We start from the raw sequence: 14,813 nt of genomic DNA on the forward strand, positions 1-14,813 counted from the left end.
CCTGCTAGAACTTGCCTAGTTCGTTTCGGTGTTGCGACGACCCCTTGAAACCGCCGTGTGGCTCGGAGGGGGCCTCGACGTGAAGAGGGGTCTCTGCGGAGACCTACTTCTTCAGCCAGTCGATCTTGTCGGAGTACTCCGAGATCCACTTCTTCACGGCCTCGGCGGACTTGTCCTTGTACTCGTCGGAGGTGACCAGGCCCTCGAGGGCGCCGTACTGCTCGTCGTCCAGCTTGATCTTCTCGATGAACTCCGCGGCCTCGGGGTACTTCTCGGTGAAGCCCTCAGTGGCCAGGAAGTGCAGTCCCTCGGGCTCGCCCATCGCGCCCTTCGGGTCCTCGAGGTCCTTCACGGGGAAGGCGTCGTTGGCCCAGAACGGACGCCACAGCGTGACGACGATGTCCTTCTGAGCCTCCGTGGCCTTCTTGAGCTCGGTGAGCATCGCGGCGGTCGACGAGGTGACGAGCTCGTACTCGCTGTCGAGCCCGTACTCCGGCAGCATCTTCTTCGTCTGCTCGGTGAGGCCCGCGCCCGGCTCGATGCCGATGATCTTGCCGTCGAACTGCGCGGCCTTGCCCTTGAGGTCCTCGATCGAGGTGAGCTCGGAGTACTCCGGCACGGCGATCGTGAGCTTGGCGTTGTCGTAGTAGGCGCCGAGATCTTCGATCTTGTCGCCGTACTTGTCCATGTAGGACTTGTGCGTGAGCTCGGGCCATGCCGAGGGGTAGATGTCGACGTCGCCCTTGGCCAGGCCGGCGTACAGCGGGCCCGCCTCGGTGAGCGTCTTCATCTCGACGTTGTAGCCCATCTCCTCGAGCTTGTTCTCGAGCAGGTACGCCGTGCTCAGGCCGTCGGTCCACGACGGCAGGAAGCCGAGCGTGATCGTGCCCTTGTCGCCGCCCGACGACGGGCCTTCCGCGCCGGGGGCGCCGGTTCCGCCGGACGCGTCGCCCGCGCATCCGGTCAGGGCGAGAGCGGATGCGACGCCGAGCGCCGCGAGTGCTGTGAACTTCTTCTTCATGATGCTTCTCCGGTTCCGTATGTGTGAATGCAGGTATGACGCAGGTGGGTCAGGCGGGCTGCAGCGCGGCATCCGCCGGCACAGCGGATGCCGCGGCGCGGCGCCGCTGATCACGACGGCGCGCGATCATGCCGAGCAGCGACGAACGGTTGCCGGCCGGTGCGCCCATCGCCGCGGTCACGCGGTCGAGGAACATGGCGATCAGCACCACGGCGAGGCCCGCCTCGACGCCCTGACCGATCCGCACGTTCGCGATCGCCTCGACGACGATCTTGCCCAGGCCGTCGGCGCCCGCCATACCGGCGATGACCGCCATCGACAGGGCGAGCATGATCACCTGGTTGACGCCGGCCATGATGGTCGGCATCGCGAGCGGCAGCTGCACGCCGCGCAGGATCTGCCCCGGTGTCGCACCGAAGGCGTGGCCGGCCTCGACCGTCTCGGAGTCGACTCCGCGGATGCCGAGCTCGGTGAGCCGCACTCCCGGGGGCAGCGCGAAGATCACCGTCGCGATGAGACCGGGCACGTAGCCGATGCTGAAGAACACGATCGCCGGGATCAGGTACACGAACGCCGGCATGGTCTGCATGAAGTCGAGCACGGGCTTGAGCACGGCGCGCACGGTGGCGTTCCGGGCCGACCAGATGCCCAGCGGCACCGCGATCAGCACGGCCAGGGCGGCGGCGACCAGCACCAGCGCCAGCGTCTGCATGGTCGGCACCCACAGGCCGAGGCCCAGGATCAGCACGAACGACACGATCGTGCCGACGGCGAGCTGCCAGGAGCGCAGCAGCCAGGCGATCAGCGCGAGGATCGCGATGATGCCGACGAAGTGCACCGACAGCAGAGCGCCGATCAGGCCGTTCACCAGAGCGCCGACGACCATCGAGATGAAGTCGAGGACGCCCTCGAGGTTGATCTGGATCCATGAGACGACGGTCTCGACCCAGTCGCCGAGTGGAATGCGGGGCATCAGCGCACCTCCTCGGTGTGGTCGGTCTCCGAGGCGGCCGACTCCACGGCATCCTGAGCCTCGGCCAGGACCTCGTCGATCACCGCCTGCGGCATCGGATTCAGCGGAAGGGTCAGTTCACCGGTGGCGCCCGGGCCGGGGCCGAGCGCGGCGAGCAGGGTCACGCGCGGGATGACGCCGACCAGGCGGCCCGCAGCATCCGTCACCGCGAGGGGCAGCGGCGACTCGACCGAGGGGATGAACAGGTTCATCAGCACCTCGTCGACGTCGACCGCCTGCGGCACCGGCTTGAGGATGCTCGACAGCGACGTCTCGCCCTTGCGGACGAGCTTCACGGCATCCCGGTCGGTGACGATCCCGATCAGCTTGCGGTCGCGGCCGACCACGTAGGTGGCCGACATGTAGGCGTCGCGCATCTGGCGCAGCGCCGTGCGCGGGCCGGCGGTCTCGGCGACCACAGGACGCGGACGCTCCATGACGTTGGACGCGGTGAGCACGCGGGCGCGGTCGACGTCCTGCACGAACTGCTCGACGTAGTCGTTGGCGGGGTCGGTGAGGATGTCCTCGGGTGTGCCGATCTGCACGATGCGGCCGTCGCGCATCACGGCGATCCGGTCGCCGAGGAACATGGCCTCGTTGAGGTCGTGCGTGATGAACACGATGGTCTTCTGCAGCTTGGCCTGCAGCTCGACGAGCTGCTCCTGCATCTCGCGGCGGATCAGCGGGTCGAGTGCGCTGAAGGCCTCGTCCATCAGCAGGATGTCGGTGTCCGCGGCGAGCGCGCGGGCGATGCCGACGCGCTGCTGCATGCCGCCGGACAGCTCGCTGGGCAGCTTGTCGCCCCAGCCCTCCAGCCCGACCAGCGCGAGGATCTCCTCGGCCTTGGCGAGCCTTTCAGCTTTGCCGACGCCCTTGAGCTCGAGGGGGTACGCCACGTTGGCGGCCACCGTGCGGTGCGGCAGCAGCGCGAAGTGCTGGAAGACCATCGAGACACGGTCGCGGCGGATCTCGCGCAGGGCGGCCGGGTTCGCCTTGGCGATGTCGTCGCCGCCGATGACCACCTCGCCGGAGGTGATGTCGTGCAGGCCGTTGAGCATGCGGATGATCGTGGACTTGCCGGATCCGGACAGCCCCATGATCACGAAGATCTCACCGCGGTTCACGGTGAAGCTCGCGTCGATCACGGCTGCGGTGCCGGCGTCCAGCACGTCGGTTCGGGATTCCCCGGTCTTGAGCCGCTTGACCGCCTGCTGCGGATTGCGGCCGAAGACCTTGTAGAGATGGTGCGCTTCAAGAGCGATTTCGGACACGTTTCCCCCGCGCGGCTCACCTGTTGCCAGGGTGCATGTGAGCCGGCTTCGGTAACGCCCGGGTGATGATCACAGGGCCGTTTCGACAATCGCTGTACTGGCGGCGCGGTCGGGGATTTCGGATCCCCGCAAAGAACATCGACCGTACGCCCGCGCCTCTTCGTGTACAGCTCGAGTCGAAAGAAGGACGCGGCCGCGGACTGGTGTTTGTGGTCCCTCGACCACCTTTCCACGCTAACGAATGGCTGATCGGGTGGCAAATCCGCGCTTCGGTTTCGCGGCCTCACCGGGGGTTATGCGCGTGTCGGAGAATCGATCGTCGTGAGGTTTCCGGTGACGAATCGACGGGTTTCAGCCCCGGCGGATGCTGCGGGTGACGGTGAACTTCGGGGTGCGGACGACCTGCTCCGTGGCCCCGACCTCACGGCTGAGCGCACGGCGATGATCGAGGTGCGAATTGAACACCGTCCACACCTCGCCGCCGGGCTTCAGCAGCCGCGCCGCGGCCTGGATCAGGCGCTGCCCGGCGCCCTCGTGCACGCTCGCGCCGAGGTGGAAGGGCGGGTTCAGCAGGACCAGGTCTGCTGAGGCATCCGGCAGTTCGGAGCCGGCATCGTCCAGCGTGACCTGCACGCGGCCCTCGATGCCGTTGGCTCGCATCGTGGCCTCGGCTGATCGCACGGCTGAGGCCGACCGGTCGGTCGCGATCACCACGGCATCCGGATGCCGCAGGGCGAACGCCGCGGCGAGTGCGCCGGTCCCGCAGCCGAGGTCGATCACGTTCGGATGGACGACCGGGACGGAGAGCCCCTCCATCGCGTTCAGCAGCACGCGCGTGCCGATGTCGATCCGCGCGCCGGCGAACGCGCCGCCGAACGCGCACAGCGTGAGGCCGTCGTGCACCTGGCGGACCGGGAACGGCGGGTCCGCCGGGACGGCGAGAGGCTCGGATGCCACGACCAGCCGCGATTTGCGCTCCGCCCGCTGCGGCTGGACGACGCCGAAGCGGCGCGCGAGCACCTCGTTCTGCGCGAGCGTCATGTGCTTGACGCGCCCGCCGGCGACCAGCGTCACGTCCGGCGCGGCCGAGCGGGCCACGGCATCCGCGATCTCCTCGAGCTCGGCGAGCGCCTTCGGCAGCTGCAGCAGCACCAGGCGAGCACCGGCGAGCAGCTCGGCGCCGAGGTCGTGCGACGCCCAGCCGGAGATCCCCAGTGCGGTGGCGTTGCGCGCCAGCGCCCTGCGTCCGGTGACCAGGTCCTGATGCACGCGGATGCCGGAGATCCCGGCATCCGCCAGCGCGAGCGTGATCGCGCCGTACTCGTCGCCGATGACGGCGACCTCATCGCCCGGGATGCCGGAGTCGAGGGCCCATCGCACGAGCAGCTCATCGGTGGCATCCCAGGCCTGCAGGTTCGGTGCCTCGACGTCGGGGAATCGGCGCAGCGCGCGGAAGTCGAAGTCGGGCACCCGCTCACCCTACCGACACCGGCTAGGCGCCCTCCCTGACCAGGTGGATCTCGTCGGCCACCAGGCCGTGCGCCTCGCGGTGCACCGTGTTCGCGGCCTCGGGGTCGGGCGCGTCGACCAGGCAGAAGATCTTCCCGCCCGCCTCGTCGACCCAGTAGCGCAGGTACTGCACGCCGTGCTGGTCCTGCAGGGCCAGATCGGCGGCATGCGCCTTGGCGACATCGTCGAGGCTGACGGCGTCGCCGAGCGAATGGACATCCATGTAGAGCGGCATGATCGAATCCCCATCTGTGATCGCCGCCGCCTCGGCCGGTGGTCGGGGTGCGCCCCCAACGGCTCGTGATGAGGAGATGCTACGCCGGTGCGAACTCCGGCGACAGAGCCGCTTCCACCGGATGCTGGGCACAGGGACGCGCATTGGCTAGCGTGAGCAGCATCATGACTGCAACGCTCACGATCGCCTCGGTCTCGCTTCCCTCCGCACCCGTCGGCGAGGTGAATCCGCTGCCCGCGGTGGCGACGATGCCGCAGGCTCCGTACGAGGCATCGACCGAAGGGCTTCCGGCCGAGATCGCGTCGAACATCGCCTACGGGCGGGTCGACAGCATCCACCCGTATCTGCTGCAGGACCAGTACGGCCGCGAGCGCCGCACCGCACCGATGCGGCTGGCCGTGCTGGAGAACGAGCACATGCGAGCGGAGTTCGCGCTCGATCTCGGCGGCCGGCTGGTGCGACTGCTGGACAAGGCGGACGGACGCGACCTCGTCTACCGCAACGACGTGTTCCAGCCCGCGAACCTCGCGCTGCGCAACGCCTGGTTCTCGGGCGGCGTGGAGTGGAACATCGGGATGAGGGGCCACTGGCCCCTCACCTGCGATCCGCTGTACGCGGCCGAGGTGACCGGGCCCGACGGCGAGCCGGTGCTGCGGATGTGGGAGTACGAGCGCGTCCGCGGACTGATCGTGCAGCTCGACGCGACCCTGGACGCGCATGCTCCCGCGCTGCACGTGCAGGTGCGGGTGCGCAATCCCCACCCGGCCGAGACGGGCATGTACTGGTGGACGAACATCGCCGTGGCGCAGACCGCCGAGTCGCGTGTGTTCACCAGCGCGACGCAGGCGTACCGCACCGACTACGACGGCCGTCTGTCGCTGGTCGACCTCGTCAGCGACGACGTGTCGTATCCGGCATCCGCCCCCGTGGCCGCCGACTGGTTCCACGCGCTCCCGGCGGGCGAGCTGCCGTGGATCGCAGCGCTTGACGGGTCGGGCGACGGTCTCGGCCACGTCTCGACCGCCCGGTTGAAGGGGCGCAAGCTGTTCGTCTGGGGCGACAACGCGGGAGGACGGCACTGGCAGGACTGGCTGGGCGGCGACTACTTCGAGATCCAGGGCGGGCTGGCGACCACGCAGTACGAGCACCTGCGGATGCCGGGCGGCGCGACCTGGGAGTGGCAGGAGACCTTCCTTCCCGTGCACGCCGGCGATCCGTCCGGAGCGTGGGCTGCGGCGAGCGACCGGGTCGCTTCGGCGGTGCGCGCAGCGGCATCGCGGGCGTCCGACGGTCCCGCTCGGCTGGAGGCCGTCGCCGATCTCGCACCGCGGCGCGTTCTGCAGACCGGGTCGCCGTGGGGAGCGCTGGAGCAGGCACTGTCGGCCCGATACGGGGTCGCGTTCGATGGTCTTCCCGGGGCGCGTTTCGACGCGGATGCCGGAGCGGATGCCGCGTACTGGCGCTCACTGCTCGGGCTGGCGGATGCGGTTGACGACGCGTCTGCGGCGCCGTCGTCGTATGTGACGGGCGAGCTCTGGGACCGGCTGCTGGCCGAGGCGCCGGCGAGCTGGCTCACGCACTACCATCGGGCCGTGATGGCGCACGCGCGCGGCGAACTCCGTGCTGCCGCGGCCGGGTACGAGGCGTCGCTGAGGCTGCGCCGCTCCGCGTGGGCGCTGCGCGGACTCGGCCTGGTGAAGATCGCCTCGGGCGAGACGGATGCCGGCCTCGCCGACCTCGTGGATGCCCGGATGCTGGCCCCCGAGGTCGCACCGCTCGCGCTGGAGCTCGGCGAGGCGCTGCTCGCCGCAGGGCGGGCAGAGGATGCCCGCGACCTGGTCGCCTCGCTGCCCCTGTCGATGCGGGAGCTGGGGCGGTTCCGCGTGCTGGCCGTGCGCGCAGCGCTGGCATCCGCCGACCTCGCCGAGGCCGGCCGCCTGCTCGAGGAGGGCATCGAGGTGCCCGACATCCGAGAGGGCGAGCTGAGCATGTCGGAGCTGTGGCGGCAGGCGTTCCCCGACCGCCCGGTGCCGCAGCGGTACGACTACTCGATGAGCTGAGCGCGGGCGCTCGGGTCGCAGTTCGTGCCGTTCCGCGGGTCCACCGGCGTTTCAGGTCGCAGTTCGTGCCGCTTTCCGGCGGACTTTCCGGCACGAAGTGCGACCTGGACAGCGGGCGACCGTCGGTTCCAGCACGAAATGCGACCTGGAGGTCGGCGAGCGGATGCGGATCAGCTCAGCCGTCGAGGTCCTCGAGCAGCTCCACGGCGGCACGGGCGTAGTCGCCGATCCACCGGTCGTGGATGCGCTTGATCGGCAGGGGCGCCAGCGACAGCCGCCGCTCCCGCCCGACGCGACGGCCGATCACGAGGTCGGCGCGCTCGAGCACGCGCAGGTGCTGCAGCACCGTCGTGCGGTCGAGCTCGGGGAAGCGGGAGCACAGCTCGCCGGTGGTCAGCTCCGCGGGGCGCAGCGCGTCGAGCATCCGCCTTCTGACGGGCGCCGCGAGCGCCTTGAACACGAGGTCGTCATCGTCGGGGGCTTGATCTCTCGATGACATGTTGTAATCTTATAACATGTCTGAGCTCACCGAACTGTCGTTCACCGTGTCGGGGCGCGTCTCCCGTCCTGTCGCAGACGTCTACGAGGCGGTCGCCGATCCGGATCGCCTCTCGAAGTACTTCACCACCGGCGGCGCCCGGGGCCGGCTCGAGCCCGGCGCCGAGGTCAGCTGGGACTTCGCGGACTTCCCGGGCCGATTTCCGGTGACCGTCGTCGAGGCCGAGGCCCCGAGCCGGATCGTGATCGAGTGGGACGGCAACGAGACGGTCGGCGACCGCACCCGCGTCGTCTTCGAGTTCGCGTCGATCGACGACGGCGCGCGCACCCTGGTGACGATCACCGAGAGCTCGTGGCGCGCGACGGACGCCGGCGCGAAGAGCGCCTTCGGCAACTGCGAGGGCTGGACGGGCATGCTCGCGGCCCTGAAGGCCTGGGTCGAGCACGGCATCAACCTGCGCGAGGGCTTCTACAAGTAGACCCGCGCGCGGAGCACCGTCAAATCGTGTCGTCGGCGGCGATGATATCGATGTTCCAGACCCGCGTGGCGGGGTCGTCGGGATTGTCGCGGTCGTGCGCCTCCGCGGCCTCCTTCGAGACCGCGCCCATCCGCTTCATCATCGCGAGGAACTCGGCCTCGGTCAGCCGCATGGTGCCCTGCGAGAACTCGGCGTGCACCTCGGCGGTCCGGCCCGCCATGTAGTCGGGGGTCCAGGCCAGCATCCTGCGCACGACGTCGTAGTGCTCGTCGATGAGCACCTGGAGGGCCGCGTTGCCGAGCACCGCGTCCTCGATCGGGTTCTCGGGCCCGCCTATGCTCACCGCCTCACGGCTTCCCCTCCACACGCGATCCCGCCGGTCGCGGGCGCGTTCGGGCGCTTCGACGATCAGACCGGCGTCGGCGAGCGCACGCAGATGGAAGCTCACCTTGTTCGCCGGAACGTCGAGCAGTTCGGCGATGTCGGCCGCACGCAGGTACTCGTGCTTGGGGAACAACCGCAGGATCTGACGGCGCAGCGGATGCGTGAACGCCTTGAGCATCGTGGTGGTCGCCGCCGTCGCGCGCCCCGCCTCGCCTTCCGACGCCGCGTCCGCGTCCGGTTTCTCAGCCATGCGCACAGTCTAGTCAGGATTACTTGCGCAATTCTACTTGCGCAATTAATCCTGCGGGACTAGCGTGATCGCCATGACATCCTCGCCGCGACTCTGGCGCCAGGCTCCGTACCTGCTGTGGCTCACCTCCGACACCGGGAAGGGACTGGCATCCACTCTCTTCAACTTCGCCGTCCCGCTGCTCGCGCTCGTCGTCACGGGCGACCCGGCACAGGCCGGCATCATCGCGGCCGTGGGAACCGTCGTCCGGCTGCTCACCACGCTGGCCGGCGGCGTGCTGGCAGACCGCCACCGACGCATCGTGATGATGACGCTCGGCGCCGCGCTCGGCGCCGTCGCGGCGGGAGCGTTCACCGTCGCCGCTCTGGCCGGCCGCGTCGACTTCGCGATGCTGCTGGTCTTCGAGGTGCTGCTCGCCGCACTGGGCGGCCTGTTCAACCCGGCGGGCGAGGCCGCACTGAAGGACATCGTGCCGGAGAGCATGATGGGGCGCGCGCAGGCGGCCAACCAGGGGCGGGATGCGGCACTCCAGCTCGCCGGAGGACCGATCGGCGGGATGCTGCTGGCGGTCGGCGGGTGGCTGATCGGCGCGGCGATGTTCGTCGGCGCCCTGGTCTCGGCCGTCGCCGGCTGGGCTCTCGGCAGGCGTGTCGGCTGGGGGCGTCCTGAGGCCGCGGACGCGGACGCACCGCAGGCCGAAGCCGCGCCCGCCAACGCGCTGCGCGAGCTGCGCGAAGGCGTGCGCTGGCTGTTCCGTCGCCCCGACCTGAGCACCGGCACCGTGGTGGCCACCGTGATCAACCTCGGTCTGAACGCCGGGATCACCACGATGATCTACGCCGTGCTGCAGGCCGGCCACTCCGAGGCGACGATCGGCTGGATGATGGCCGCCTCCGGCGCGTCGATGCTCGTCGGAGCACTGGTCGCGCCGACCCTCGTGCCGCGCATCGGTGCCGGGACGCTGATGGTGCTGGGCATCGCCGTCTGCACCGCCGCCATCGCCGGCGGCGTGTTCGTCGAGACGCCGTGGGGAATCGCGCTGCTGGTGAGCGGCGCCGTGTTCCTGCTCCCGGCGCTGAACGCCGCCTTCAGCGGGTACACCATGGTCGCCACCCCGACGGCGCTGATCGGGCGGGTCAACAGCGTCGGCGCGGTTCTGGCGATGGGCGCCATGCCCCTCTCGCCGCTGGTCGCCGGCTTCGGCCTGGCGTGGGCCGGACGCTCCTCGACGCTTCTGTCCAGTCTGACCCTCTGCGCCATCGCCCTGGTGATGGCGCTGCTCAGCCGCCCGTTGCGCTCGATCCCCGCCGAGGCCCGCTGGGCGGAGCACGCGAAGCAGTTCGACGATGCCGAGGTTCCCGTCGGCTGACCTGCGGCGCTAGGCTCCGAGCGGGGCCGACTGCTGGGGAGCGGATGCCATGACGGATGCCGGGGAGCGCTCGGACGACAGGCGGATGCGGCTGCGCTACGCCGGACGATGCCGGCTGTGCGGCACATCTCTCGCCGCAGGAGCGGATGCCGTGTACGAGCGCTCGCGACGGACCGTGCGCTGCGTGGAGTGCGCGCCGGATCAGCAACTCAGCGCAACACCAACGGCGGCCGATGAGCTCGCCACCACGCCGAGCACCGAGGTTCCCGGCGAGCCTGGCAGCTCGTCGCCCGCCGCACTGCCTGCGGCGACTCGCCCGGAAACGGATCGAGCGGGCCTGAACCGGTCGGGGCCAGCACCGATGTCCAGTGCATCTCCGGTCCCTTCGGCACCCGACGACGCCGCGCCGCGAGACTGGCTGCGACTGCGCGCACCGGCATCCGCGGTCATCGCAGAGACCCTCCGCATCCAGGCGCAGCATCCGCCGCGCTCGCGCACGGCACGTCTCTTCGGAAGGGACCCGCTCTCTCCGGACGCCGAGCCCTGGTACCAGGGAGCGCTCGGCGAGCTCGAGGTGGCTCGCGTGCTCGGTCGCCTCGGGGAGGAGTGGCAGACGTTCCACGCGATCCCGATCGGCACGCACGGCAGCGACATCGACCACCTGGTGATCGGCCCGGCGGGAGTCTTCACGATCAACACGAAACGGCACTCGGGGAAGGTGTGGGTCGCGAATCGGATGCTGATGGTCAATGGGCAGCGCACACATCACCTGCGCAATGCCGAGCACGAGGGGAAGCGCGTGGCGAGGATCCTGTCGGCGCCGGTGACGCCGCTCATAGTGGTCGTCGGCGCCCGCACCTTCGCAGTCAGGGATCGACCGGAGAAGGTCGTCGTGCTCCGGTCGGGGGACCTCGTGCGATGGTTGACCCGTTCGGCACCCGTCCTGACCCCGCCGGAGGTCAGGGAGCTCGCGTCGCGCGCCGCGGACCCCGCGACCTGGGGAGCATCCGAGCCGGCGGAGACGGACCTCGCTGCTTTCGGCGAGCTGCGCGCATCACGAGCATCCGCCGACCGCCGCCGCCGAGCATGGGGCCTCGGCGTCGTCGCTGCGGTCGTCGCGTCCGCATTGGTCGCCTTGCAGAACCTGGCGTCGATCGGCGCGCTCATCTCGCGCGCCCTGCTCGCCGTCCTCCCCTGAACAGCATCCACTGTCCCGCAGACTTGACCCTGACACGGTGTGAGACGGGAGAACTGAACCATGTTGTCCATCGGAGCGTTCGCGCAGATCGGCCAGGTGACCCACCGCATGCTGCGGCATTGGGACACGGCCGGGCTGCTCGTGCCCGCCCACGTGGACGAGTTCAACGGCTACCGCTCGTACGACCCTTCGCAGCTCGACCGGCTGCACCGGATCGTGGCGCTGCGGCAGCTGGGGTTCGGTCTCGACGAGATCGGCACCATCCTCGAGGAGGGGCTGGATGCCGAACGCATCGAAGCGCTGCTGCGCACCCACCGATCCCGCGTGGAGCGCGAGCACCGGATCGCGGCCGCGAGACTCGTCGACGTGGAACGGCGGCTCCATCTCATCCAGAAGGAGATGCACATGTCCCGCATCGAGATCATCGAGAAGCCGCTGCCTGCCGTCCGGCTCGCCGCCCGCACGGCCGTCGCCGCCGAGCAGGCGGAGATCGGCACCATCGTCGGGCCGGCCTTCGGCGCCGTGGCCGAAGCGCTCGGCAGGGTCGGCGCCTCGCTGGCGACGCCGATCTCGCAGTATTCGTCCGCCGAGGACGGGATGCTGCTGACCGTCGGCTACGAGTACTCCGGCCCCGACGTCGAAGGCGTCGAGATCGTCGAGCTCCCCGCCGCCGAGACGGCGATCTGCGGCGTGCACCTGGGCTCGATGGAGCGCATCCCCGACAGCTGGGCGGCGCTGCACGAGGAGATCATCGCCCGCGGCTTCGTGCCCTCCGGCCCGTGCCGCGAGCTGTACGTGCGCGCGGTCTCGGAGGATCAGTCCGACTGGGTCACCGAGCTGCAGCAGCCCGTCGCGCAGGGCTGAATCGCCCGCCCGGATCCACGTCGCGCGGCACGCACCCCGCGCGACGTGGCCGGACGGATGACGGAATTAGTCCATAGTCTCTACTAATCCGGCGGGAAAGCGTATACCTTGGCCTCCAACCCCTCTTCCCACCCCTTTGGAGGCCGATGATGTCCCCTCGTGAACTGAACCGCCGTTCCTTCCTCGCCGTGCTCGGCGCGGGTGCGCTGGTCACCCTGACCGGCGCACCCGCCAACGCGTCGACCGTGCGCACGGCCACGGACGATCCGCTCGCCGCGCTCATCGCCAAGCGCCGGATCATGCTCGCCGGCGACGGCAGCGCAGCATCCGTCCCCGAACTCGCCGGCGTGCTCAGCGACATGAGCAGCGCCGCCTCGGCGAGCTGGAGCGCGATGGTGCGCCCGGCGGCAGCCCCGGGGATCTGGGCCGACCTGCCGGTCTCCGGCGTCACCGGCACCACGCTCTCCGGCAACATGGGCGTCACGTTCGACCGCCTGTTCAGCCTGTCGCTCGCGTACGCGACCGCGGGCTGCGCGCAGTACCAGGATGCTGCGCTGGCGGCCGACCTCGTCGATGCGCTCGCGTACATGGCGGCGAACGTCTACGTGGCCGGCCGCTCGCCGGTCGGCAACTGGTGGTTCTGGGAGATCGGCGTGCCGCGCAAGGCCGCCGACATCCTCGTCCTGCTGCACGACGTCGTCCCCGCCGAGGTGCGCACCTCGCTGCTGGCGGCCGCCCGCTACTTCACCCCCGACCCGAACTGGCGCGGACGCGGCACCAGCTTCGCCGAGACCGGCGCGAACCGCACCGACAAGGCGCTCTCCTGCGCGCTGCGCGGCATCCTCGACTCCCGCCCCGATGAGATCGCACTCGCCCGCGACGCGCTCAGCGACGTCGTGCGCAACGGCCGCAACAGCGTGTTCGGGTACGTCACCAGCGGCGACGGCTTCTACACCGACGGCTCGTTCGTCCAGCACACCTACCTGCCCTACGTCGGCACGTACGGCGTGGTCACGCTCGGAGGCATCGCCGAGATCCTCGGACTGCTCGGCGGCAGCGAGTGGGACGTCGTCGATCCGAAGAAGTCCGTGGTCCTGGATGCCGTGGAAGGCGCCTACGCGCCGTTCATCTGGAACGGCCGCATGATGGACACGGTCCGCGGACGCGCGGTGTCGCGCCAGAAGGCCCCGGACTACGTGGACGGCGCCGGCGCCATCACCGCCATCCTGCTGCTGGCGCAGGGCGCGGGCGAGCCGTATCGCAGCCGCTACCTGTCGCTCGTGAAGGGGTGGCTGCTGCGCAGCAGCGAGAAGCAGTACGGACTGCCGTCGCAGACCGTGGCGAAGTCGCTGCTGGTCACCTCCGTGCTCGGCGACGACTCGGTGGTCCCGGCATCCGCCCCCGTCTACACGAAGGCGTTCGGCGACCAGGACCGCCTGGTGCACCACCGCCCGAACTTCAGCGCGGTCGTGAACGTGTCGTCCAAGCGGATCGGCCGCTACGAGTGGGGCAACCGCGAGAACAACCTGGGCTGGTACCAGGGCGACGGCCTGACCTACTTCTACACCCCGGTCGCCCCCGACCAGTTCAGCGCGGACTTCTGGCCCACCGTCGACCCGTACCGCCTGCCGGGCACCACGGTCACGGCCGAGCCCCGCGCCAACGGCGCGAACGACGGCACGGGCATCCCGCGGGCGTACCAGGCCTTCGGCGGCGGCCTCGCCCTGGACGACCGCTGGGGCATCCAGGGCATGGATCACCTGAACTTCAACAAGACGCTCAGCGCGCGCAAGTCGTGGTTCTTCCTCGACGACAAGGTCGTGTGCCTGGGAGCAGCGGTCACCTCGGCATCCGGCCACGAGGTGTTCACGACCATCGACAACCGATCCTTCGCGCCGGACTCGGTGCCGACGCTGCGCACCGACAACCGCTATCGCACCGTGGCCGCGGGCAGCCCGGCGATCCCCGTGCGTCGCAACGTGCACATCGACGGGCACGGCGGATACGTGTTCCTGAAGGGCGAGAACGTCAGCGGCGCGATCGACGTGCAGGTCGTGCGGCGCACCGGCGACTGGAAGACCATCAACTCCGGCTCCGACACCGGCGGCACTGACGAGACGAAGACCCGCGACTACGTCACCATCACCCACCACCACGGCACGAACCCGTCCGGCGGCGGCTATGCGTACATCGTGCTGCCGAACGTCGGGCACTCGACCACGTTCGACGAGTCCGAGACGCCGACCGTCGAGGTGGTCGCCAACAACGCCCAGACGCAGATGATCCGGGTGGCGGGCTCCGGCCTGACGCTGGCGAACTTCTTCGCCGCTTCGTCGGCCGACGGCATTCAGACGAGCGGTCCGTGCTCGGTCGCGGTGCGGACGGATGCCGGACGCACGACGGTCGCGCTCTCCGACCCGAGCCGCACGCAGACGGTCGCGCGGGTGACGGTCCCGAACGCGGCGGGCGCATCGATCGTGGAGGCGGATGCCGGTGTGCGGGTCGTCTCGACGGCGCCGCTGACCCTGGAGTTCGACCTGGACGGCCACGGCCACGCGAAGCGGGTCGTCCTCGGCGCCTGACGCCTCGCGCTCCTGCGGTCCTGTTCCTTGAGGGGCCGGTCCGCAGGACGTCGAATGCCGGCATCCGCACCAGGCCGGATC

Annotated in this window: 13 protein-coding genes; 6 read left to right on the forward strand and 7 right to left on the reverse strand. The window is 70.0% G+C overall.

What is annotated here, in order from left to right; all coding sequences use genetic code 11:
• Window positions 1-103: 103 nt before the first annotated feature.
• The 5 genes from ACTJJ4_RS15660 to ACTJJ4_RS15680 all read right to left on the reverse strand — a co-directional run bounded on the left by ACTJJ4_RS15660 (window position 104) and on the right by ACTJJ4_RS15680 (window position 5,048).
• Complete coding sequence (locus ACTJJ4_RS15660; RefSeq protein ID WP_440944173.1) at window positions 104-1,021, reverse strand: glycine betaine ABC transporter substrate-binding protein; 918 nt, start codon at window positions 1,019-1,021, stop codon at window positions 104-106.
• A gap of 49 nt (window positions 1,022-1,070) precedes the next feature.
• Entirely contained in the window at window positions 1,071-1,994 is a 924-nt protein-coding gene (locus ACTJJ4_RS15665; protein ID WP_440944174.1) for an ABC transporter permease, read from the reverse strand.
• On the reverse strand, window positions 1,994-3,304 hold the full coding sequence (locus tag ACTJJ4_RS15670) for a quaternary amine ABC transporter ATP-binding protein (protein ID WP_440944175.1): 1,311 nt from the start codon (window positions 3,302-3,304) through the stop codon (window positions 1,994-1,996). Before ACTJJ4_RS15670 ends, ACTJJ4_RS15665 begins: the two co-directional genes overlap by 1 nt.
• Window positions 3,305-3,655: 351 nt before the next feature.
• Window positions 3,656-4,774 carry a class I SAM-dependent methyltransferase gene (locus ACTJJ4_RS15675; protein ID WP_440944176.1) on the reverse strand — a complete coding sequence of 373 codons (1,119 nt, stop codon included), beginning with the start codon at window positions 4,772-4,774 and terminating at the stop codon, window positions 3,656-3,658.
• A 22-nt stretch (window positions 4,775-4,796) separates the two neighbouring features.
• Window positions 4,797-5,048 (reverse strand): DUF4242 domain-containing protein, encoded by a 252-nt coding sequence (locus ACTJJ4_RS15680; RefSeq protein WP_285631246.1) that lies wholly within the window; start codon window positions 5,046-5,048, stop codon window positions 4,797-4,799.
• 164 nt (window positions 5,049-5,212) lie between these two features.
• Here ACTJJ4_RS15680 and ACTJJ4_RS15685 point away from each other — a divergent pair, with 164 nt between their 5' ends.
• On the forward strand, window positions 5,213-7,108 hold the full coding sequence (locus tag ACTJJ4_RS15685) for a DUF5107 domain-containing protein (protein WP_440944177.1): 1,896 nt from the start codon (window positions 5,213-5,215) through the stop codon (window positions 7,106-7,108).
• A 175-nt stretch (window positions 7,109-7,283) separates the two neighbouring features.
• Here ACTJJ4_RS15685 and ACTJJ4_RS15690 read toward each other — a convergent pair whose 3' ends face one another.
• Window positions 7,284-7,607, reverse strand: coding sequence for an ArsR/SmtB family transcription factor (locus ACTJJ4_RS15690; RefSeq protein WP_440944178.1), 324 nt, complete (start codon window positions 7,605-7,607; stop codon window positions 7,284-7,286).
• Between the two features lie 16 nt (window positions 7,608-7,623).
• Here ACTJJ4_RS15690 and ACTJJ4_RS15695 point away from each other — a divergent pair, with 16 nt between their 5' ends.
• Window positions 7,624-8,085, forward strand: coding sequence for an SRPBCC family protein (locus ACTJJ4_RS15695; protein WP_440944179.1), 462 nt, complete (start codon window positions 7,624-7,626; stop codon window positions 8,083-8,085).
• A gap of 19 nt (window positions 8,086-8,104) precedes the next feature.
• Here ACTJJ4_RS15695 and ACTJJ4_RS15700 read toward each other — a convergent pair whose 3' ends face one another.
• The gene (locus ACTJJ4_RS15700) at window positions 8,105-8,719 is read right to left on the reverse strand and encodes an ArsR/SmtB family transcription factor (protein ID WP_440944180.1); all 615 of its coding nucleotides are present in this window, start codon (window positions 8,717-8,719) and stop codon (window positions 8,105-8,107) included.
• A 73-nt stretch (window positions 8,720-8,792) separates the two neighbouring features.
• Here ACTJJ4_RS15700 and ACTJJ4_RS15705 point away from each other — a divergent pair, with 73 nt between their 5' ends.
• The 4 genes from ACTJJ4_RS15705 to ACTJJ4_RS15720 all read left to right on the forward strand — a co-directional run bounded on the left by ACTJJ4_RS15705 (window position 8,793) and on the right by ACTJJ4_RS15720 (window position 14,732).
• Window positions 8,793-10,088 (forward strand): MFS transporter, encoded by a 1,296-nt coding sequence (locus tag ACTJJ4_RS15705; RefSeq protein WP_440944181.1) that lies wholly within the window; start codon window positions 8,793-8,795, stop codon window positions 10,086-10,088.
• Window positions 10,089-10,137: 49 nt separating this feature from the next.
• A complete protein-coding gene (locus ACTJJ4_RS15710; protein WP_440944182.1) occupies window positions 10,138-11,286 on the forward strand; it encodes an NERD domain-containing protein in 1,149 nt (382 codons plus the stop codon).
• A 60-nt stretch (window positions 11,287-11,346) separates the two neighbouring features.
• Window positions 11,347-12,150, forward strand: coding sequence for a MerR family transcriptional regulator (locus ACTJJ4_RS15715; RefSeq protein ID WP_440944183.1), 804 nt, complete (start codon window positions 11,347-11,349; stop codon window positions 12,148-12,150).
• Between the two features lie 149 nt (window positions 12,151-12,299).
• A complete protein-coding gene (locus ACTJJ4_RS15720; protein WP_440944184.1) occupies window positions 12,300-14,732 on the forward strand; it encodes a polysaccharide lyase 8 family protein in 2,433 nt (810 codons plus the stop codon).
• The last annotated feature ends 81 nt before the right edge of the window (window positions 14,733-14,813 follow it).

The sequence above is a fragment of the Microbacterium sp. 22195 genome (genome assembly GCF_052056515.1).
In the GTDB taxonomy this organism is placed as follows: Bacteria; Actinomycetota; Actinomycetes; order Actinomycetales; family Microbacteriaceae; genus Microbacterium.